Below are 21,979 nucleotides of genomic sequence, written 5' to 3' on the forward strand. Positions count from 1 at the left end.
TCTTTTAAGAATAATTCTAAACATCTTACCATCCAATTCAACACCTTCTATTTGTTAAGATTTCCTACCTCCAATACCTTTCTTCTATTAACTTTCGTAAATTTCCAAAGGTAGAGCATCTGGATCTTGAAAGAAGGTAAATTTCTTACCTGTTATTTCATCAATTCTAATATTTTCTACCTCCACTCCTTGTGATTCTAAGTAGCTAACAGTTTGCTCTATATCATCGACTTTAAAAGCCAAATGACGTAATCCGCAAGCTTCCGGTCTGCTACTTCTTGCAGGAGGATTGGGAAAGGAAAATAACTCTATTTGGCTATTTTCTCCTACCCGTAAATCTAATTTATAAGAATTTCTCTGAGGGCGAAAGGTTTCTTTAATGATAGGAAAACCTAAAACTTCTACATAAAACTTTTTTGAACGTTCGTAATCCGAACAAATAATGGCTACATGATGAATTCCAGTGGTTTTCATGATAGTTAATAAAGGATAAAGTATGAAGGATAAAGGATGAAAAATGGGTTAATAGATGGATAATTGACCAGAGGAGTTGGTTTAAGCTCTGAAAAGAAAGCCAACGCACTGCTCCCTCAATTTATTCATGGATTTATGGATTTATTTTATACTTTATACTTCATAATTTATCCTTCATAATTTATCCTTCTTCAGTTGGGTTTCGCGATCGCTTAACCCAACCTACATTATGGAAAGGATGACACACCAGCTAGCACAGCCCAGACACTATAACCTAATTAGGAATCTTGCAAAACAGTCTTGGAAACAATTCTAGTTTTCTTGCGATCGCTTTCCGATAAGTCTTCTCCTGCTTGCAGGCGGGTAGCAGAAGTTTGCAAGACGGTAGCAGCGCTAGTATCTCCCATTTGCAGGGCAGTCTTAGCAGCAGTTTGCAGCATTGTAGCAGCACCAGCGCGATCGCCCTGTTGCAATCTTGCCTCAGCCAATTGTGTTTGTCGATACTTAGCTAATGCCAAAATATGCTGTTGCCCTTGAGAATTATGATTATCATCCGAGGGCAAAACCATTATCCTCAAGACATTGAACTGACGGTAGAAAAGAGCCATCCGGCACTACGCGCTGGTTGTGGGGCGGTGTTTACAGTCGAGGTTAAGGGTGAAGAGCGATTGGTCGTTGTTCAAGAGGTAGAGCGTCATTATTTGAGAAAACTCAATGTGAATGAGGTAGTTGGAAGTATTAATCAGGCTGTTGCGGCGGAACACGGTCTACAGGTTTATGCTACGGTACTGGTTAAGACTGGGAGTATCCCTAAAACTTCGAGTGGTAAAATACAACGGAATACCTGTCGATCTGAGTTCCTCAGTGGAAGTTTGAATGTCTTGGAAGATTGGAGCGAGAACCCAGAGAGCAAAACGAAATTCTTGCATTTGCATACTGAAATTGAATCACTATTGCAACAACTGCAAGCTTCTAAGCAATAAGAATCATGTTAGGACATCAAAGTTTGTAAAAGTGAGATATCTATAGGATTACTATTTGATTTTTGAAATACACGTAGGTAGGGCTAAAGCCCACCACAACTTAGATTTGGTGGGCTTTAGCCCACCCTACAAATATTTAAGATTTTTTCAATAATCAAACTGGATTCTTATATCAAACGCCCCGTGAAAAAACGTTTTAGTTAAATTTGTAGAGGCACGAGCGATGGAAATGCTAAATGTTAAAGTTAAAGAGAACATGACGATTTCTCCTAAAAAGGATGCACAAAAGGAGCCACTAACTGTAAAAAAGATTCAAGCTTGGCTTGTTTCCCGTTTAGCAGAACAGATGAAAATTAACTCAAATCAGATTGATGTCACAATTCCCTTTGAAAAGTACGGTGTGGATTCCTTAACAGCAGTCAGTTTGACTGGTGACTTAGAAAAGTGGCTTGGATGCGAACTAGATCCTACTCTACTCTACGATTACCCAACTATTAAGGCTCTGGCGCAGTATTTATTTGAGGAAGTCGTAGTCAAGGTGTAGGTGTAAGCCGTAATTCATTGGCTGACACATTAGTAATGATACGTAACGGAAATGGAACCCATAGCAATTATCGGTATTGGTTGTCGTTTTCCCAGTGCTGACAACCCAGAAGCATTTTGGCAACTCTTGGGTAACGGGGTAGATGCCATTACTGAAGTACCAAAAGAGCGTTGGGATATTGATGCACTCTACGATCCAAAGCCAGCGACACCAGAAAAAATGAACACCCGCTGGGGTGGCTTCTTGAAGCAAGTAGATCGATTTGAGCCCAATTTCTTTAACATTTCTCCTCGTGAAGCAGAACCGATGGACCCCCAACAAAGACTGTTGTTGGAGGTTGCTTGGGAAGCTTTAGAAAACGCGGGGATTGCACCGCAAAAGTTAGCTGGCAGCAAGACTGGAGTTTTTATTGGCATCTGCAACGCTGACTATCACAGGCTTCTCTACCAACGTTATTCCCGCATAAATGCATATAGCGGCACAGGTACTGCTTCCTCCATTTCAGCTAACCGTATATCCTATATGCTGGATTTAAGAGGTCCAAGTGTAGCAATAGATACTGCTTGCTCTTCGTCCTTGGTCGCAGTTCACTTCGCCTGTCAAAGTTTGCGGAATGGCGAGTCTAGTATGTGCTTGGTTGGTGGGGTAAACTTGATTCTGTCCCCTGAGATGGGCATAACTTTCTCTCAAGCGCAGATGATGGCATCTGATGGTCGGTGTAAAACTTTTGATGCTAAGGCTGACGGTTATGTACGGGGGGAAGGCTGCGGCGTAGTTATTCTTAAACGCTTAAAGGACGCAATTCGGGATAAAGATAATATTCAAGCAATTATCAAAGGCTCAGCAATTAATCAAGATGGTTTGAGCAATGGGCTGACAGCACCCAATGGGCTTGCCCAACAGGCGGTCATCCGTGAAGCTTTGAAAAATGCGGGAGTGACACCAGCGCAAATTAGCTATGTTGAAGCTCACGGTAGTGCCACCTCTTTAGGAGACCCAATTGAATTTAAATCCCTAAAAGCCGTGCTCATGAAGGGTCGTCAGCCAGACCAACCTTGTTGGATTGGTTCGGTTAAAACCAATATCGGTCATTTAGAGGCGGCGGCTGGAATTGCTGGACTCATCAAAGTGGTACTTTCACTGCAACACGGGGAAATACCACCGAATCTACATTTGGTCCAGTTAAATCCCTATATTTCCCTCAAAGGAACAACTTTTTCTATCCCTACTGAACGCCAGCCTTGGGTTGCTGGTACAGAGCACCGTTTGGCTGGGGTAAGCTCCTTTGGCTTTGGTGGTACAAATTGTCACGTCATTCTAGAAGAAGCACCTGTCGATTTTAGATTGAAGGATGCTGGCAACAATCCAAAATCCACAGAGGGCAACCCACACCTTTTAACGCTTTCGGCAAAAAGCGAGAAGGCGCTTGTGGAACTGGCACAAAGGTATGTAAATTTCTTTGCGTCTCATCCTGAAGTATCGCTGTTTGATGTTTGCTATACGGCTAATACGGGGCGATCGCATTTTAACCACCGTCTTGCTGTAATGGCTTCTTCATCTGTACAAGCACGAAAAAAACTAGCAAACTTCTGCACCAAACAAGAATCAGGAGAAGTTTTCAAGGGACAGGGCAGCAGTTTACCAAAAGTAGCCTTTCTTTTCACCGGTCAGGGGTCTCAATATGTGGGTATGGGACGCCAACTCTACAAAACAGCGCCCGTTTTCCGCGCCGCCCTCGATCGCTGCGATGAAATTTTGCGTCCCTATCTGGAAAAACCCCTGCTATCCGTTCTTTACCTGGAACCAAGCCAGACTTCACCAATTAACCAAACCGCTTACACCCAACCCGCTTTATTTGCCATAGAATATGCGTTGGTGCAATTGTGGCAATCCTGGGGAATACATCCAGATGCTGTCATGGGTCACAGTGTCGGGGAATACGTTGCCGCTACGGTAGCGGGAGTGTTGAGTTTGGAAGATGGGTTAAAGCTGATTGCCAACAGAAGCCGCCTGATGCAGAGCCTACCGACCGGCGGTGAAATGGTAGCAGTGTTTGCTGATGAAAAATATATCCGTTTTTTCACTGACATAGATAATACAAAAGTCTCATTTGCTGCCTTTAATGGAGGGGGAAACACGGTAATTTCCGGCGACGCACAAGCAGTCCAAAGAATTTGTGCTGACCTAGAAGCAGCAGGAATACCCACCAAAAAGCTACAAACCTCCCACGCCTTCCACTCACCACTGATGGAACCGATACTGGCTGAATTTCGTGAAATTGCCAATCGGGTCATCTATGGTGTTCCCGACATAACCATCATCTCCAATCTCACAGGAGAGCCACTGACTCAGGAGGAGATATCAGCTGATTACTGGTGTCGCCATTTGCGCTATCCGGTACAATTTGCCAAAAGTCTCAAGACACTTCATGCAGATGGATATGAGGTGTTTGTGGAGATCGGGCCAAAACCAACATTGTTGGGGATGGGGCGCAACTGCTTACCAGAAAAGGCGGGAGTTTGGCTGCCTTCGTTACGTCCGGGGCAAGAAGATTGGCAGGTATTACTCCAGAGCTTAGCAGAACTATACGTGCGTGGCGCAGAGGTAGACTGGTCTGGCTTTGATTGGGACTGCGGTCGTCGTCTGCAATTACCAACCTATCCTTTCCAACGACAGCGCTATTGGGTGGAAATGGTCGCAAACGATGCTTTCCAAGCAGGCGACTTATCCCAAGACAAGATTCAAAGCCCCATCATGAAACTCCTAAACCAAGGAGATATCCAACACATAGTTCAAAATTTAGAAAAGGCAGGAGAACTTTCAGAAAACGAGTTAAGAGTGTTGCCAAAGCTATTGGAACTGTTAGTCAAACAAGACCGACAGTTGCTAGCAGCAGCATCTATCAAAGATTGGCTTTATGAAGTAGAGTGGACGCAGTTGCCGCGTCAGGTAAAGGCTCAAGAGAAAAGCGGAATTCAAAAAACCGGTACTTGGCTAATTTTTGCTGATTTGGAGGGTGTGGGACAAAACCTAGCCAATCTTTTGCGAGCGCAGGGTCACAGCTGTATTTTAGTTCATCCGGGAAATACCTATAATTTCAGAAAGGACGGAACTTGGAGCATCAACCCTTCTAGCCCAGCAGATTTTGAATGTCTGTTCCAAGAAGTTTTAGAAACTCTAGAGAGTCCTTTACAGGGAATTATCCACCTGTGGAGTTTAGAGGCGCAATTAACTTCATCTCTGACAATCTCCTCTCTAGAACAAGCTCAAACCCTTGGTGTTGGTAGCGTATTGCATTTGCTGCAAGCTCTCATCAAAGGACTGGAGACTAAAAAGAATGGTGATTTTCCTGCATCAGTTTCCCCCCTACCCCAATTGTGGTTGGTGACACGGGGGGCAGTGCCAGTCGGTTCAGAACTTCCTGGGGTGGCGCAATCTTCTTTATGGGGATTGGGCAAAGTCGTGGCTCTAGAACATCCCGAACTATGGGGCGGAATGCTCGATTTAGCACCGGAATACACTGGTGATGAAGCTACAGAACTGTTAGCAGAAATTGAGAATTCTCTTGGGGAAGACCATATCGCTTTTCGCAACGGCACGCGCTATGTTGCTCGCTTAGTACACAAACAACCGTCAGAATTCAAACAAGTGGCACTCCCTTCAGATGCCACATACCTAATTACCGGGGGTTTGGGTGCTTTGGGATTGAGAGTAGCCCGTTGGATGGTGGCACAGGGGGCAAGACAACTGGTACTCACCGGACGGAGGGAAGCTTCATCTGAAGCGCAATCAACCCTCACACAACTCGAACAACTTGGAGCCAAAGTTTTCGTTGCTCAAGCAGACGTGTCTAATGAAGCGGATATGGTGCAGCTGCTTGAAACAATGAACGCATCAATGCCACCCCTGCGGGGAATTGTTCATGCTGCTGGAGTTTTAGATGATGGCATCTTGCTACAGCACTCCTGGGAGCGCTATAGTAAAGTGATGGCTCCAAAAGTCAAAGGGGCATGGAATCTACATGCTTTGACCCAAGGTCTGCCGCTAGATTTCTTTGTTCTATTTTCTTCAGCAGCTTCATTATTAGGATCGCCCGGTCAAGGAAATTACGCTGCTGCCAACAGTTTCATGGATGCCCTAGCTCATCATCGCCGATTCCAAGGACTACCAGGATTAAGCATCAATTGGGGACTTTGGGCTGATGCGGGCATGGCAGCTAATTTACCAAACCGTCACCAGGCTGTCATTGGGATGGGATTAGAGAGCATCGCTCCAGAGCAAGGATTGCAAGTTCTAGAACAAGTTCTGGGACAAGCCACATCACAGATTGGGGTGCTACCAATCGATTGGTCGGTTTTGGGACAGCAATTAAGGGTTAGGGGTCAACTGCCATCGTTACTCGTTGAATTTGCTAAAACAGAAGACCGGACAGAAAGCTCTCAGTCATCGGTGCCCCAGTCCAATATTCTACAAAAATTACAGGCGGCTGCGGCAAACGAACGCCTCTCTCTATTAACTGCCCACATTCAAGGAGAAGTCGCCAAGGTTCTGGGGCTTCCACCATCTGAATTGCCCGATCCAAAACAAAACTTCTTTGATATGGGTATGGATTCTCTGATAGCAGTTGAGCTTAAAAACCAGTTGCAAAACAATTTAGGGCAATTCCTTCCCTCAACTTTAGCCTTTAACTATCCCAACATTAATGCCCTTGCCCAATACCTATCTCAAGATGTTCTTTCTCTAGAGATTTCTGCTCAAACAGGTCAGGATGTACTGGAAAATCAAGAACAACTGACCGCTTCTTTGGAAGAAATTAAACAACTTTCGGAAAGGGAGGTTATGGCTTTAATTGCTCAAGAATTTGAAGCGTATAGATAAGGAGATTTTCTGTTGATATGGGTCAGTTGCCGTCAGATACTAGCCAACTTTCTGCACTGCAACAATCGCTTTTTGTAGTGCAGAAGTTAAAATCCAAAATTGCTGAGATTGAGAATGCAAAAACAGAGCCAATTGCCATTATCGGCATGAGTTGTCGCTTTCCTGGGGGAGCTAATGACCCGGATACATTCTGGCAGTTATTGCATGAAGGTGCAGACACCATTTCTGAGGTGCCAGCCCAAAGGTGGAACATCAACGATTATTACGATCCAAACCCCGATGCACCGGGGAAAATGTACGCTCGGACTGCGGGTTTTTTAGATGAGGTAGACCAGTTCGACCCCTTGTTCTTTGGGATTTCCCCTCGGGAAGCAGTCAGCCTAGACCCCCAGCAGCGCTTGCTACTAGAGGCGAGCTGGGAAGCTTTGGAAAATGCCGGACAGCCATCGAACCAGTTAAGTAGCAGTCAAACCGGCATTTTTATGGGCATTGGACAAAATGACTACGCCCAATTGCAAATAAAGTTGGGTGACCCGACACGAATCAACGCTTACAGCGGTACTGGAAACGGCTTTTGCTTTGCCTCTGGTCGGTTGTCCTACGTTCTGGGGCTGCAAGGTCCCAACATGGCAATTGATACCGCTTGCTCTTCTTCGTTAGTAGCCATTCATTTGGCTTGTCAAAGCCTGCGTGCGGGAGAATGCAATTTGGCGTTAGCAGGCGGCGTGCAGTTAATATTATCGCCAGAAACTACCATTTTTCTCTCTAAAGCACGCGCTCTGTCCCCAGACGGTCGATGCAAGACCTTTGATGTTGCTGCCGATGGCTTTGGTCGGGGTGAGGGCTGCGGAGTGGTGGTGCTCAAGCGCCTCTCGGATGCGATCGCCAACAAAGATAACATCTTAGCTGTCATTCGAGGTTCAGCAATCAACCACGATGGACCGAGCAGCGGTTTGACAGTTCCCAATGGACTGGCTCAGCAAAAACTCATTCTTAAGGCTCTGGAGAATGCTAAGATAGAACCTTCTGAAGTGAGTTATGTAGAAACTCACGGTACGGGAACGGCACTGGGTGACCCCATTGAAGTGGAAAGTTTGGGGGCTGTCTTTGGCAAAGGTCGTCAAGACAACCCTCTGATAATTGGTTCGGTAAAAACCAACATCGGTCACCTAGAACCAGCAGCAGGAGTTGCAGGTTTAATTAAAGTGGTGCTTTCTTTCCAACACAACGAGATTCCACCACACCTGCACTTTAAACAGCCCAATCCTTACGTCAACTGGGATGAACTACCAGTGGTGGTACCAACCTCACCAACACCTTGGTTTTCAGGAGAAAAGCGGCGGTTGGCAGGAGTCAGTTCTTTTGGTATGAGCGGCACGAATGCCCATATTGTGTTGGAAGAGCCACCGATATTAGAGCCTATTAGAGCGGAAGTAGAACGCCCGGTACATCTGCTGACACTATCGGCAAAGACTGAAGGCGCACTAAAGCAATTAGCACTTCGTTATGAGAATTATCTAGCTGCCAACCCGTCTTCAGACATAGGAAACATTTGCTATACTGCCAATGCAGGTCGAACTCATTTTACCCATCGGTTGAGTGTGGTTGCCTCCTCTGGAGCGCAGTTGCGTGAAAAGCTAGCAAATTTCTCTGCCGGAAAGGAAACAGCAGAGGTATTTCAGGGACAGAGCAATAGTTTACCGAAAGTAGCTTTTCTTTTCACCGGTCAGGGGTCTCAATATGTGGGTATGGGACGCCAACTCTACGAAACAGCGCCCGTTTTCCGCGCCGCCCTCGATCGCTGCGATGAAATTTTGCGTCCCTATCTGGAAAAACCCCTGCTATCTGTTCTTTACCCGGAACCAAGCCAGACTTCACCAATTAACCAAACCGCTTACACCCAACCCGCTCTATTTGCCATAGAATATGCCTTGGTGCAATTGTGGAAATCCTGGGGAATACACCCAGATGCTGTCATGGGTCACAGTGTCGGGGAATACGTTGCCGCTACAGTAGCGGGAGTGTTGAGTTTGGAAGATGGGTTAAAGCTGGTTGCCAACAGAAGCCGCTTGATGCAGGCTCTACCGACCGGTGGTGAAATGGTGGCAGTGTTTGCTGATGAAGCTTGTATAAATAAAATTACTGTTATAAATAATAAAAAAGTATCGTTTGCTGCTTTTAATGGAGGGTCAAACACGGTAATTTCCGGTCAAGCACAAGCAGTTCAAGCAATTTGTGCTGACCTAGAAGCAGCAGGAATATCGACTAAAAAGCTACAAACCTCCCACGCCTTCCACTCACCACTGATGGAACCGATACTGGCTGAATTTCGTGAGGTTGCTGAGGGAGTCACTTATGCTGCTCCTCAATTGACCATTATCTCCAATCTCACGGGAGAACGACTGACTCCAGAGGAGATATCGTCTGATTACTGGTGTCGCCATCTGCGCTATCCGGTACAATTTGCCAAAAGTCTCAAAACACTCCACGCGGAGGGATATGAGGTGTTTGTGGAGATCGGGCCAAAACCAACATTGTTGGGGATGGGGCGCAATTGCTTACCAGAAAAGGTAGGAGTTTGGCTGCCTTCGTTACGTCCGGGACAGGAAGATTGGCGGGTATTACTCCAGAGTTTGGGTGAACTGTACGTGCGCGGAGCAGAGGTAGACTGGTCTGGCTATGACCGGGACTACAAGCGTCGGCGGATGATGTTGCCCACCTATCCCTTCCAACGACAGCGCTATTGGGTACAAAAGGCTGAAAGCGAGCGTCAACCAGCAGAATTCTCCTCTCAACAAAAAATCCAAACCTCTATTGTTAACCTTCTCCAGCAAGGAAATACAGAACAGTTAACAAAGCAGCTAGAGGCGGCGGGTAAGTTCTCACAAGAGCAGATGAAAATACTGCCCCAGATGCTGGAAGTTTTGGTTAAACAACACCAACAAGAAATACAAGCTACCGCCATCAAAGATTGGCTCTACGAAATAGAGTGGCAGCAGATGCCGCAGCAAACGGTACAACAGAAAACCCGAGAACAGGCACCGGGAACTTGGGTGGTTTTTGCCGACGCTAGTGGTGTGGGACAAGCTCTGGGAGAACTTTTACAACAGCACGGACAAAGTTGTATTCTAGTTTACAATGGAGAAGCCTATCAAAACTTCAAACCAGGAATTTGGAGTATCAACCCCACCAGCCCTAAGGACTTTGAGTGTCTGTTTCAAGAGGTTTTAAGGGCTGAATTGCCACCCTTAAAGGGAATAGTCCATCTGTGGAGTTTAGAGGCGATTTTACCAGATGCCCTGACTCTCCCAACTCTGGAGTCGGCTCAAAACTTTGGTTGCGTTAGCGTATTGCATTTGGTGCAAACCCTGAGCCAGCACAATGGGTTAGCCTCATGCCAATTTTGGTTAGTGACTCGGGGGGCGATACCAGTCAAAGGCGATGTTGCCTTAGCAGTTGCTCAAGCTCCATTGTGGGGACTGGGTAAAGTCATTGCCCTAGAATATCCCGAACTCTGGGGCGGAATGTTCGATTTAGCACCGGAAGCTAATGGTGATGAAGCAACACAACTGTTAGCAGAAATTGAGAATTTTCTTGGGGAAGACCATATTGCCTTTCGCAACGGCGATCGGTATGTTCCCCGTTTAGTACCCAAGCAACTGTCAGAATTCAAACAAGTAGCTCTCCCCTCAGATGGCACTTACCTAATTACCGGAGGTTTGGGTGCTTTGGGACTGAGAGTAGCCCGTTGGATGGTGTCTCAGGGGGCGAGACAGTTGGTTTTGGTTGGACGAACTGCGGCTTCAAATGCAGCGCAATCAACCCTCAGGCAACTCGAACAACTTGGAGCCAAGGTTTTTGTTGCTCAAGCAGATGTGTCTCATGAAGCGGATATGGTGAGGGTGCTTGCAACAATCAACGCATCGATGCCACCTCTCCGAGGAATTGTTCATGCTGCGGGGGTTTCTGGTTACAAACCCATCAAAGATATGGATTCGGACACCTTTGAATCGGTGCTGCGTCCCAAAGTGTTGGGAACATGGGTACTGCATCAACTGACGCAGGACATGAAATTGGACTTTTTCGTCAACTTCTCCTCCATTGCATCAGTGTGGGGTTCTAAGGGACAGGCTCACTATGCAGCAGCAAATTACTTCCTTGATGTGTTGGCTCATCACCGTCAAGGACTTGGATTGCCTGCATTAACGGTGAATTGGGGACCTTGGGCTGATGGTGGTATGGCAGTAGAGGAATTCCAGACGTGGATGTCTCGAATGGGTGTAAACGGATTGCAACCGGAGAATGCGATCGCTGCTTTGGAATACCTGATGGCAGAGGGGTCTGTTCAGACAACGGTGGCTAATGTCGATTGGAGTTTGTTCAAAGAGGTATATGAAGCTAGGGGAAAACGGTCACTCCTAGAACTGCTTGCGGGACAATCGCCGAACGGGCGACAGCAGTCGTTAGTGCAACAATCTGATATTTTACCACGATTGTTGCAAGCTCAAAGTGGCGATCGCTTGCATCTTTTGGTAGTTTACTTACAAGAGCAGATAACTAAGGTGTTGGGGTTTGACGAATCGTTAGTTTTAGATCCGCACCAAGGCTTGCTGGAATTAGGTCTTGATTCTTTGATGGCTGTTCAACTCAAAAATGCGATCGCCACCGACCTTGAGGTGAATGCTCCTGTAGAAAAAATCATTGATGGCAAGAGCATTATGGAACTAGCAGAACTATTACTGCAGGAATTAGCCATAGCAAACACACCGCCAGCACCCCCTCCCTTAGAAAATGAATTGGAAGTCAAACTACCAATAGAAGACCACTCTACCTCCTTTGCATCTCTTGCATCAGCAACTAAATCAAGCCAGGACAATTGGATAGAGGGGGAACTATGAATTTAGTTGAGTTTTTACAAGAGCTTTCGGCAAAAGGTGTAGAATTGTGGGTCGATAGTGGTAAACTGCGCTATCGAGGTCCTCAAGATGTATTAACCCCAGAACTATTAAACGATATTAAGCGTTTTAAGGAAAAAATTATACTGCTGCTGCAAAAGGGCACCGAAACCGATCAAACCATTGCTCTGCGCCCTATGGAACGGAACGAACATATACCGCTGTCCTTTGCCCAACAGCGTATGTGGTTTCTACAGCAGCTAGATGTTAATAGTAGCTTTTACAACCTTCCGGCGGCTATGCGTTTTGAAGGGAACCTCGATGTCACTGCTCTAGAATACAGTTTCAATTACATCATCAGCCGTCACGAAACCTTACGTACCAACTTTATTCAGGTAAACGGGCAGCCCTTTCAAGTCATCCACCCCAGGCGTTCCTTGAAACTCACTCTTGTGGATTTGCAATCTGAACGCGAACTAGAAAGCTATTGCCAGCAACTAGCCATAGAAGAAACCCAACGCCCATTTGATTTGTCAGCTGACCCATTGGTGCGGGCGAGTTTGTTCAAGCTGACAGAGACAGAACACGTCCTGCTACTGGTGATGCACCATATTATATCAGATGGCTGGTCAATGGGCGTACTTATCCGTGAGATAGCAGCAGTCTATCAAGCTGTATGCAGTCAAAAGCCGTTCGCGCTACCAAAGTTGTCGGTTCAATACGCTGATTTTGCTATATGGCAGCAGCAGTGGTTGCAACAGGAGGAGCTGACAAAGCAGCTAGCATACTGGAAGGAAAAACTGGCGGGTGCGACTGCTTTATTGGAACTGCCCACCGACCGACCGCGACCTGCGGTTCAAACTTACCGGGGGGCAACCGAGAAATTCGCGCTTACAAAAGAACTGAGTTCGGCGTTAGCTGCCCTGAGTCAGCAACAAGGAGTGACGCTGTTCATGACGTTACTGGCAGCGTTTCAAATATTACTGTATCGCTACAGCAACCAGACTGATATTTGCGTCGGCACACCCATTGGCAACCGCAATGGTAAGGAAATCGAGGGGTTAATTGGGTTATTCCTCAACACTTTAGTGCTGCGGAGCGATTTGTCTGGTAACCCCAGTTTTAGCAATTTACTGTCACAAGTGCGTCAAGTTGCCCTTGATGCCTACGCCCATCAAGACTTGCCCTTTGAGCAGTTAGTCGAGCAATTGCAGCCAGAGCGTTCTTTAAGCTACACACCACTGTTTCAAGTGATGTTTGTGCTTCTCGTTGCACCAACGTCACAGTTGCAACTTCCAGGCTTAACGCTGTCTCCGTTTCCCATCGAAAGCTTCACAGCCAAGTTCGATTTGACTTTATCACTAGAGAACGCAAACACTGGATTGATTGGTTATCTGGAATACAATACTGACCTGTTTGACGCAGCGACCATTGCGCGGATGGTAGAGCACTATCAAACTCTACTATCTGCAGTGGTTGCCAATCCCCATCAGAAGATATCGGAACTCCCACTGCTTACAGGCAAAGAAAAACAGCAAATACTGGTGGAGTGGAACGGGACTCAAGTAGACTATCCCAAACAATTGTGTCTGCATTCCTTGTTTGAGCAACAGGTTGAAAAAACACCAGACGCTGTAGCAGTGGTGTTTGAAAACGAACAACTCACCTACAGTCAGTTAAACGCCAAAGCCAATCAACTCGCACATCACCTAGGAGAGTTAGGTGTAGAACCAGAAGAGTTGGTTGCCATTTGTGTCGAACGCTCAATCGAGATGTTGGTGGGATTGCTGGCAATTCTCAAAGCAGGTGGGGCATATGTCCCCCTCGACCCCATCTACCCATCAGAGCGATTGACGTACATCCTGGAAGACTCGGGTGTCAAAGTACTGCTGACTCAACAAACGGTAGCAAATCTTCTGCCTGAGATACACGGGCATATTGTCTACCTAGACTCATATTTGCCGGTTCACCAAAGTTCATCCAACCCCAACATTCATGTCTGCGCCGATAATTTAGCTTACGCCATCTACACCAGTGGCTCCACCGGACGACCCAAAGGGGTGCAAATTCCCCATAGGGCTGTGGTGAACTTCTTAAACTCAATGTCGGCTCAACCGGGGATAGTGCCAGAAGATGTGCTGGTAGCGGTGACGACCATTACCTTTGATATTGCGGCGTTGGAGTTGTTCTTGCCATTGAGCAAAGGCGCACGCCTTGTTCTTACCCGCGATTTGATTGCCGATGGCGGTCAAAGCACTGCGGCTCTGGGAACATCCAGCGCTACAATTATGCAAGGTACCCCAGCCACTTGGCGAGCGCTCCTGCAAGCAGGCTTCCTTGGCAATCGGCAATTGAAAATCCTTTGTGGTGGTGAAGCTCTCGATCGCGAACTGGCAGTGCAATTGCTTGAACGTGGAGATAGCTTGTGGAATATGTACGGTCCGACGGAGACCACCATCTGGTCAGCCGTTTCTCAGGTACACCCCGATTCTGGCGCGGTGTCCATTGGGAGAGCGATCGCCAACACCCAATTCTACATCCTGGATGCCAATTTACAACCAGTACCGGTGGGTGTGGCTGGGGAATTGCACATTGGCGGTGATTGCTTGGCACGGGGCTACCTCAGCCGCCCCGAGTTGACCGCCGAAAAGTTCATTCCCAACCCCTTTAGCAGCCAGCCCGGTGAAAGGCTCTATAAAACTGGAGATTTAGTCCGCTACAAGAGTAATGGTAACATCGAGTACATCGGACGTATTGACCATCAGGTCAAAGTGCGTGGTTTCCGCATTGAATTGGGTGAAATTGAGTCAATCTTGAGCCAACACCCAACCGTACAACAAGCTATTGTCATCGCCAAAGAGATTGGGGGCGACAAGCGCTTGGTTGGTTACGTGGTACCCCAGGCTCAGGTAACACCAGCAATTGGTGAGTTGCGCTCCTTCCTCAAACAGCTACTGCCCGAGTACATGGTGCCATCTTATTTTGTGGTGCTCAATGCCTTTCCACTCACAATAAACAGTAATAACTTAGAGTTGGGGTAATTTTTCGCCCAAACATCAATGCTCATAGCCAGAGTTTTTTGTGGGTTTTGGGCTGCTACTTCTGGTAATTGAGCAATTTTCAAAGCATGATTTAACGCTTGCAAAGGAGCCTCACCAGGACGGATGGGTGGCAAAATATACCATCGTTCACTCTTATCTTGCCGTAATTGGGGAATTAATCCTGCTTTCACCAAGCTAGACTTACCCGAACCCGAAGCACCCAACACTACTGTTAGGGGTTGCGTTTTGACCAAATTCTGTAACTTTTCTACGAGTTGAGTTCTCCCGAAAAACAGTTGGCTGTGTTCTTCCTCAAATGATACCAAACCTCGGTAGGGATTTTTGGACGCATCTAACGGTGGTGCGGGTGGTAAGTTGAGGGGATGTCCTGGAGCCAGGAAAATATACTCCCCTTTGTCGTGCTTCTTCAGAGGCCAAATCCCTGGTGTTTGCCTTTGGCGTTGTCCTTGTGTGGCTGGTTCTACGGCATCACGCAAATACAAGTAGAGTTCGGTAGCAGTAATCACCCCATCTCCTGGAGGTTGACCGTGAGTCGCAGGCGGATAGACATCAGCTTTCCCTGTCAGCGCTTCGATTAAGGCTGCTGCAAAGGGGGAATGGTTACCATAAGAGCCGCGTTCTGTATTAAAATTGAATGCGTCTAATGCCTTTTGGTCATAAGCAGCACTCGTGATGACTTGCCAAGCGGGGTCAGTCACAAAGCGGTCATATCTTTCTTGGTGGATCACCTCTGGAACCGTTAACAAATCTCTGGTACTCGACCATTTGAAAGCACCTGCAAAACAGCAGTCAAGGATTCCCAGAAAATGGCGACAAGGCAGTTGGCTTAAACATTCATGCAACTGAACCATTGGTAGGTAAGTGTTGGTGTCGCCGAGCTTGGCATCTTGGGGAATTAAATAACCACCTGGACCATCATCGCCGTTGAGAGCAATTCCATGACCTGCAAAGTAAAATAAGAGCCGGTCATCCTTTGTCACTTGTTGTGGGAGAGTTTCTTTCAGTAATTTGTTGAGGTTTTGCAGGGTGGCAACTTGGTTTAAGCACACCCATACCCGATATCCGTGTTGTTCTCGCAGAATCTCCACCAGTTTTTTAGCGTCGTTAACAGCATTTTGTAGGGGAGAAATGCCGTTAATGTAATATTTGATACCAATTATAAATGCCAAATTGCGTGCAAACTCTGCCATGCTGGTTGCTCCTTTTTTCTTCAGATAACCTCTTGACTCAAATTCAGCCCGACTTTAACTAGTCTGCTAATAAGTAGATGACAGAATATGCTACTTATGTGTATCGATCGCTAACTTGGTATCATTTCTATAGATTATGGGTGGGTTGAGTTTGATTCATCGGTTGGGTGTTGTTTGATTGCTTTAATATCTGCAAGCTAAGAATACCTACAGCTAATGCCCCAATCACCCCAAAAATCAACCAGTTCTGTGTTTTCTTTTCTAAAGAATCTTTAGTAATATTATTAACTCCAGAATCTACAACTTCAGCATTTATACTTTCAAAGTCAGATGTGTTTTGTAGGGCTTGAATCACCGCTTGAGAGAGCGCGTTGAACACTACTGGCTCGGTAAAGTAACCGAAGCGATCGCAGCCAACTTCTTGAATTTGCGGCTGTGGATTTCTCTCCATACTGACGCTTTTTATACTTTGTACTGTGACAGCAATATCATTGGGTTCACTAAAAAAGGGCACCGCTACGGCTTGATGAAATAATTTTTCCATGAGCCGTTCTAGGGGACTGGAAGTTTGGTTGGCTTTTGCTTTCAGGGCGGCGGGAATAATAGATGTATTCCCAGCAATAATTGAGTAAGGTATTTTGGGATCGGGGCTGGCTGCTAATTTTTGCAAGAACTTAGAATCGGGATGCATCTGGTCTAGGGAAATATCAATGGTTTCAATCCCATCGGCAAATCTGTTAATAGCCTTGAGCAACATTGCGATAGCTGATGCTGACCAAGTAAATTCTGACAGACCATTTAAACCGATGCTTAAGGTAGCTAATGCCCAATCTGGAATTGCAGACCAAGAGAAACCACCATTGGGTGTACCGACCATAATTAGATGGTGAACGACCTGGTTACCTCCTTCTTGCTCAATAAACCAACGAGAAACCAACCCTCCCATTGAGTGGGCGACAATGTGGAAAATTTTCCCGTGGATGTCCCCTAATCCTATAGCTTGGAGTTTCTGCTTCAGAAATCTGGCATTCTCTACAATTGATGTATTTAAATGCTCATAATCATAGGTAAGAACTAAGTCATATAGCTCAGAAAGGGGTTTTTCTATTCCATCTACTTCAACCTTGGCCGAACAAACGCTTTGAAGCAAGGTTTGAGTGTCGCCCATAATACCGTGGATATACAAGACTATTCGCTTGGCTTGGGCGACTCGCATCTTGACTTGCTCAATTTGTGTTGTATAATTTAAAACTCCTTCTGGAGTGACATCTGCTACTGCCAAAATTGGTTCATTAAACTCCAATCCCAGTTGTTGAGACACAACTTTTTGAAAGAAAATCCGAATGGAACCTTCTAAACTGCGGCTACCTTCACTTATTGGTTCGGTTAACCGTTCCAGTAAAATCTCTGTTTTGCCCTCTGGGGTTGTACGAGCGCGTCCTAGAGGCAAGAAAAATTCCCCATCGTAGCTAATGGGTAACAGTTGCTCGTCAGATGCAAGGGGTATATCGACGATGACTTTTAGGGGGTTGTTGGGTGTAACGGTTGATAGATTTTGAACCTCTGTCAATTCCAACACACTCAAACCGGGGTCAGTTCCCCGACTGGTGGTAAATTGAAAAGGCTGAATTCCCGGACGGTCTGCCCGCAGTATTGTTGGTAATATGTGGTTGCCTAAATCGCGGGTTGATTGGGTGACTGTGGTCAAACGAGCCTTGGCTCTGAATTCTGGATGTGCGTATAATCTGACACCTGCTCCCAGAAAAGCTGACTCGTCCCCTTTGGGAATAGGAGTTACGTGCAGAGGACGCACGGTAGTGATGCTAATTTGGCTAGTTACCCAATCGTCATATATTTCGTCTTCTTCTGGTCTGCTTTTAAGGTCACGAGATGGAATCCTTTGCATTAAGCGGTTCAGGGTACCATGACCGCGACGGGGTGTAGGCGCAATACGTTGAGGTAGGTCAAGTTCCGGCTGTTCGAGCAAAGTTGCATCAAATTCCGTCGTGCAGACAATAAGTTTGAGAATATCTTTAACTTCTGTAATCCCTGCTTCCTGCCATAGTTGTTTTGGAACTGCTGGATAAATTGGATTTCCTCGATTCACCCATGCTTCATCTCCTATTTGTCCGCTTGGTTGCAGCCAAATTCCTCCTCCGTCTAACAACTCAGCTGAGACTGCATAACGGTCGTTCAAATCAAGCAGGGCGCAATAAAGCGGCTCTTGACTGGTATTTTTTAGCTTGATTTTGAATGCGGGTTGTCGCCACAGGCCATTTTCTTGTTGATATTCCAAGCGAATCTGAAGGTCTGACAATTGTTGTCCATTTTGCTGGTAAATCAGTATTTCTACGGCATCAGGTCTAATCCGACTGGTGGCTGGGCTGGAAAGTTCAGCTATATTCATCCAACGGGTTATGTGTTCTAATCGCTGAACCGCCTGCAAAGTGGTGGTGTTGGTATAACCTGAAATTGGAGCTACTAAGGGACGGTCATCCGCAGGTCGTGTAATGAAATATTTACCATCACGGGCAAGTAATTTAAACTCGGCAGTTTCGTGTGTTGCGACTTCCCGGACGTAAAGTGAGGGGCGATCGCGTGCAGAGGTGAGCAAGGTGGCACGCGCTAATTCTACCCCTACTTGTTCTCCTTCTAACAAAACTCCTTTGGGTGGTAGGGGCAAACTGGTGACTACTGCTTTTAACGTCATTTCGGGATTTAAATCCCCAATACCACTCATTCTTACTTTACTTAATTGCGGCATCACTTCCTTGATTGTGGCTTCACCTATCGCCGTTGACAATTGGCGAAGTTCTTTTGAGGGGGTATCAAAGGGAAATAAGGCAAGGATTGTTGTCTCATCCCCAACTGGTTGAGAAATACCGTGAACTGCACCCTCATCAATTACCCAGCCGTAGTTTTTATCATAAAAAACAGTGAAGTAAGGTGCATGGTGAGCGATCGCACCTCCCAAAAAAGGTTGCTCTAAGTCACTCAACTCCGTGGCTTCGATTTGCGGAGATTGTGCGCTGACATAACTGCGAACTAGGGCATTGGTACGCTTAAATAAATCTCTATAACTCAGGCTGCCATTGGCTTTCTTTAAGGTATCTATTAAAAAGTAAGAAAATGCTCCCCTCGGTTCATCATCCACGTAGTATTCTTTCGCCGTCTCACTATCCCGACAAGCAGCCAGGACGATATGTTTTCCTTTTGGGAAATTCCAACCACTTGGATTGTTTTCCGGGCTAAGGGTAGCTGAAAGTTTATTGGCTTCATTCAAGGAGAAAATAAAACTATCTAAGGGGCGCTTGCGTTTGTCGCCGGAAGTTTTACGAATTGCTGTTTCTCCTTCTAGATCGCCACGGGTGGCAGAACCGGAGTGACAGCAGTCTAAGATAATGGCAATGTGAGGTTTTTTTTCGGCTACCTCAGCGATTAGCTTTGCTAACTCCTTATCTGCCAAATCCCAGCCTCCCACACGCCGACTGTCATAACATACTAAAGTTTCATCCAGTCGGTCTGGCTCGATAGCCCAAAACTCTTGTGGGGCTTGCTCTTGAGAACCATGTCCTGCATAGTAAAAGAAGGCAACGTCTTCACCACTAGCTTGACACAAATGCTGCCGAAAACCATCAATGACAGCCTGACGGGTAGCATCTTGATTTAAAAGTGTGCGAATATGAAGTAGATATCCATCTTTAGCGACCCGTCCTTGTAAATATTCTTGTATTGCCAGGATGTCATTCACACAACCATTCAAAGGTGGGACAGGATTGATGTATTCATCAATACCTACTAGCAGAGCATAGATACTGCAGGTCATATCTTATAGCTGAGTGGTTTTTAACTGTATTGTATGCTTATATTTAGAGACGCGATCTTTCTAGAAATTAAGTATTGTCAAAAAATCGATTATGTGTTTTGTGTGATATTTGTGGTTTGAACTGTTTTCCCGATGCATGACTTTGTCTCAATTAGAACCTTGAGGTTGAGAATACACATACAACGTGAGGAATTGGTGAGACTGTTGTAAATTTCTGCAAACAAAGCCCTGGTAAATGAAGCGTAGGCATTCAGGGTTGAGCAATACGACCGTTGGGTTTCGTTCTTCAACTTTACCTACCGATGACCGATTGTGTTGGGTTTCGTTCCTACCAATGACAAATGACCAATGACCAATGACAAACGACTTTCAGCCTTTTTTGCATATGTCTATTCTTTGAAGAAATAGAAGATAGTGTAAGAGGTTATTTATCAAGTAAATTTTCAATTGCCATATTGTGTAGGTTGGGTTTCATTTTTTAACCTAACTATGCAATGAAATGTTGGGTTTCATCTTTTAACCTAACTATGCGATGAAATGTTGGGTTTTGTTCCTTAACCTAATCATGTGGTTGGGTGTTGGGTTTCGTTCCTCAACCCAACCTACGTGATAAATCATCTCTAACAGGAAGAAAATCTATTGGATTATCGTACCATGCTATACAATCAACAAATAGATAATAGTTATCTTGATTTATCAAATATTTCTTCTGGACTGTTTACAACGCTTGGATTTGAGAATGCATTCGATGTCAATTCTCTTTTAAGAAATTCTCATAGTAGCTCTAGTCTATTTGTAGATAGATACACTGTTCCCGAAGGGGTTAACATTGTTGATTCTTCAAATATTACAAATGATAGCAACTCCGTGCAGCAATATGCCTATGGGAATGATGACTTAATAGGGGCTTCTATTGCAGGAGAGGTTGACAACTATCTACATCCTAACGATTTCAATACTCATTCACCAATCATTCATGGCAATACAGACATTCTAGGTGATGATAAAGAGCTTTTAAGTCAAATCCAACAGCTTCTCGTCTCTTCTCAATCGAATGATGGCGACATCACACAAACAAACTCTTCTCAAACGGAAACAGAAGCCTATGAGGAGAATGTAGAAATCTTGCCAATGTCGGATTCTACGGCTCAATCAAAGCAATTTAGTGAGGTGTATGGTTACGGAGTTGTAGATGCGGCGGCGGCGGTAGCGCAAGCACTCGGACAGAAACGGTTTGCCAGTATTCCTGATGAGATTGGATATTATGGCTGGGGGTTAGATGCAATTAGCATGCCGGAAGTATGGGCACAAGGATATTCAGGTAAGAATACTGTTGTTGCCGTGATTGATACTGGAGTGGACTACACTCATACGGATTTAGATGACAATATTTGGGTCAACTCTGGTGAAGTCTTTGGGAATGGTATTGATGACGATCGCAACGGTTATGTTGATGATGCCATTGGATGGGATTTTGTAGACAATGATTACAGCCCAATGGATACTCAAGGACATGGAACTCATGTTGCAGGCATTATTGCTGCTGAGAAAAACGGCGCAGGGATTCAGGGTGTAGCTTACAATGCCAAAATTATGCCAATCCGAGTCATGGGAGACAAAGGTGGTTCCTATAAGAATATTGCACAGGGAATTCTTTACGCGGCTAACAATGGCGCAGATGTCATTAATCTCAGCTTGGGTGGTGGTTATTCGTCTGAGGTTGAACAGGCAATCCAATATGCAACGCAACAGGGTGCTGTTGTTGTCATGGCGGCAGGAAATGACAGTGGAGAAAAACCTGTATATCCAGCTGGATTGGCAACCAAATGGGGAATTGCAGTAGGCGCAATGGATTCAGATTGGTATATGGCTGATTTCTCTAACTTGGCAGGTTCCGATCCGAATCTAAAGTATGTAGTAGCCCCTGGGGTTGATATTTACTCCACATTTCCTGATAATAATTATGAATTTCAGCAGGGAACTTCGATGGCTGCACCTTATGTTTCTGGTGTAGCAGCGTTGATGTTAAGTGCCAATCCCAATTTAACTCCCGAGCGCGTCAATCAAATTATTGTACAAACCAGTTTGGGTTGATACTCTGCCCACCCTGTAAAAAAGTTCCAACTG

At 45.7% G+C, this 21,979-nt stretch carries 8 protein-coding genes and 2 pseudogenes; 6 read left to right on the forward strand and 4 right to left on the reverse strand.

Features of this window, described 5'->3' with window-relative positions:
- Positions 1-87: 87 nt before the first annotated feature.
- Positions 88-474: an SMU1112c/YaeR family gloxylase I-like metalloprotein gene (gene gloA2, locus ACYRY3_RS20425; protein WP_460203449.1), complete on the reverse strand. Its 387-nt coding sequence runs from the start codon at positions 472-474 to the stop codon at positions 88-90.
- Positions 475-752: 278 nt separating this feature from the next.
- Positions 753-1,016 (reverse strand): annotated as a pseudogene (locus ACYRY3_RS20430) (hypothetical protein); the annotation flags it as partial.
- Here ACYRY3_RS20430 and ACYRY3_RS20435 point away from each other — a divergent pair.
- The 5 genes and pseudogenes from ACYRY3_RS20435 to ACYRY3_RS20455 form a co-directional block, all read left to right on the forward strand.
- Positions 1,008-1,457: pseudogene (locus ACYRY3_RS20435) on the forward strand (AMP-dependent synthetase); the annotation flags it as partial. The pseudogenes ACYRY3_RS20430 and ACYRY3_RS20435 sit on opposite strands and share 9 nt — an antisense overlap.
- A gap of 229 nt (positions 1,458-1,686) precedes the next feature.
- Positions 1,687-2,001 (forward strand): acyl carrier protein, encoded by a 315-nt coding sequence (locus ACYRY3_RS20440; RefSeq protein ID WP_460203450.1) that lies wholly within the window; start codon positions 1,687-1,689, stop codon positions 1,999-2,001.
- Between the two features lie 51 nt (positions 2,002-2,052).
- Positions 2,053-6,879: a type I polyketide synthase gene (locus tag ACYRY3_RS20445; RefSeq protein ID WP_460203451.1), complete on the forward strand. Its 4,827-nt coding sequence runs from the start codon at positions 2,053-2,055 to the stop codon at positions 6,877-6,879.
- 17 nt (positions 6,880-6,896) lie between these two features.
- Positions 6,897-11,777 carry a type I polyketide synthase gene (locus tag ACYRY3_RS20450; RefSeq protein ID WP_460203452.1) on the forward strand — a complete coding sequence of 1,627 codons (4,881 nt, stop codon included), beginning with the start codon at positions 6,897-6,899 and terminating at the stop codon, positions 11,775-11,777.
- Positions 11,774-14,815, forward strand: coding sequence for a non-ribosomal peptide synthetase (locus tag ACYRY3_RS20455; protein ID WP_460203453.1), 3,042 nt, complete (start codon positions 11,774-11,776; stop codon positions 14,813-14,815). The genes ACYRY3_RS20450 and ACYRY3_RS20455 overlap by 4 nt, the downstream gene beginning before the upstream one ends.
- Here ACYRY3_RS20455 and ACYRY3_RS20460 read toward each other — a convergent pair.
- Both ACYRY3_RS20460 and ACYRY3_RS20465 read right to left on the reverse strand, forming a co-directional pair.
- Positions 14,752-16,026 (reverse strand): nSTAND1 domain-containing NTPase, encoded by a 1,275-nt coding sequence (locus ACYRY3_RS20460; RefSeq protein WP_460203454.1) that lies wholly within the window; start codon positions 16,024-16,026, stop codon positions 14,752-14,754. The genes ACYRY3_RS20455 and ACYRY3_RS20460 overlap by 64 nt on opposite strands.
- A gap of 127 nt (positions 16,027-16,153) precedes the next feature.
- Positions 16,154-19,852, reverse strand: coding sequence for a caspase family protein (locus ACYRY3_RS20465; RefSeq protein WP_460203455.1), 3,699 nt, complete (start codon positions 19,850-19,852; stop codon positions 16,154-16,156).
- A 654-nt stretch (positions 19,853-20,506) separates the two neighbouring features.
- On the opposite strand from ACYRY3_RS20465, the gene ACYRY3_RS20470 reads away from it, so the two are divergent.
- Complete coding sequence (locus ACYRY3_RS20470; protein WP_460203456.1) at positions 20,507-21,946, forward strand: S8 family peptidase; 1,440 nt, start codon at positions 20,507-20,509, stop codon at positions 21,944-21,946.
- Positions 21,947-21,979 lie beyond the last annotated feature (33 nt).

It is taken from the genome of Scytonema sp. NUACC21, from assembly GCF_054684315.1.

Bases quoted from the DNA above. Each gene is read 5' to 3' on its own strand.
- ACYRY3_RS20455 (WP_460203453.1), top strand. From the start codon at position 11,774: ATGAATTTAGTTGAGTTTTTACAAGAGCTTTCGGCAAAAGGTGTAGAA.
- ACYRY3_RS20450 (WP_460203452.1), top strand. From the start codon at position 6,897: ATGGGTCAGTTGCCGTCAGATACTAGCCAACTTTCTGCACTGCAACAA.
- gloA2 (WP_460203449.1), bottom strand. From the start codon at position 474: ATGAAAACCACTGGAATTCATCATGTAGCCATTATTTGTTCGGATTAC.
- ACYRY3_RS20465 (WP_460203455.1), bottom strand. From the start codon at position 19,852: ATGACCTGCAGTATCTATGCTCTGCTAGTAGGTATTGATGAATACATC.
- ACYRY3_RS20470 (WP_460203456.1), top strand. From the start codon at position 20,507: ATGCTATACAATCAACAAATAGATAATAGTTATCTTGATTTATCAAAT.
- ACYRY3_RS20460 (WP_460203454.1), bottom strand. From the start codon at position 16,026: ATGGCAGAGTTTGCACGCAATTTGGCATTTATAATTGGTATCAAATAT.
- ACYRY3_RS20445 (WP_460203451.1), top strand. From the start codon at position 2,053: ATGGAACCCATAGCAATTATCGGTATTGGTTGTCGTTTTCCCAGTGCT.
- ACYRY3_RS20440 (WP_460203450.1), top strand. From the start codon at position 1,687: ATGCTAAATGTTAAAGTTAAAGAGAACATGACGATTTCTCCTAAAAAG.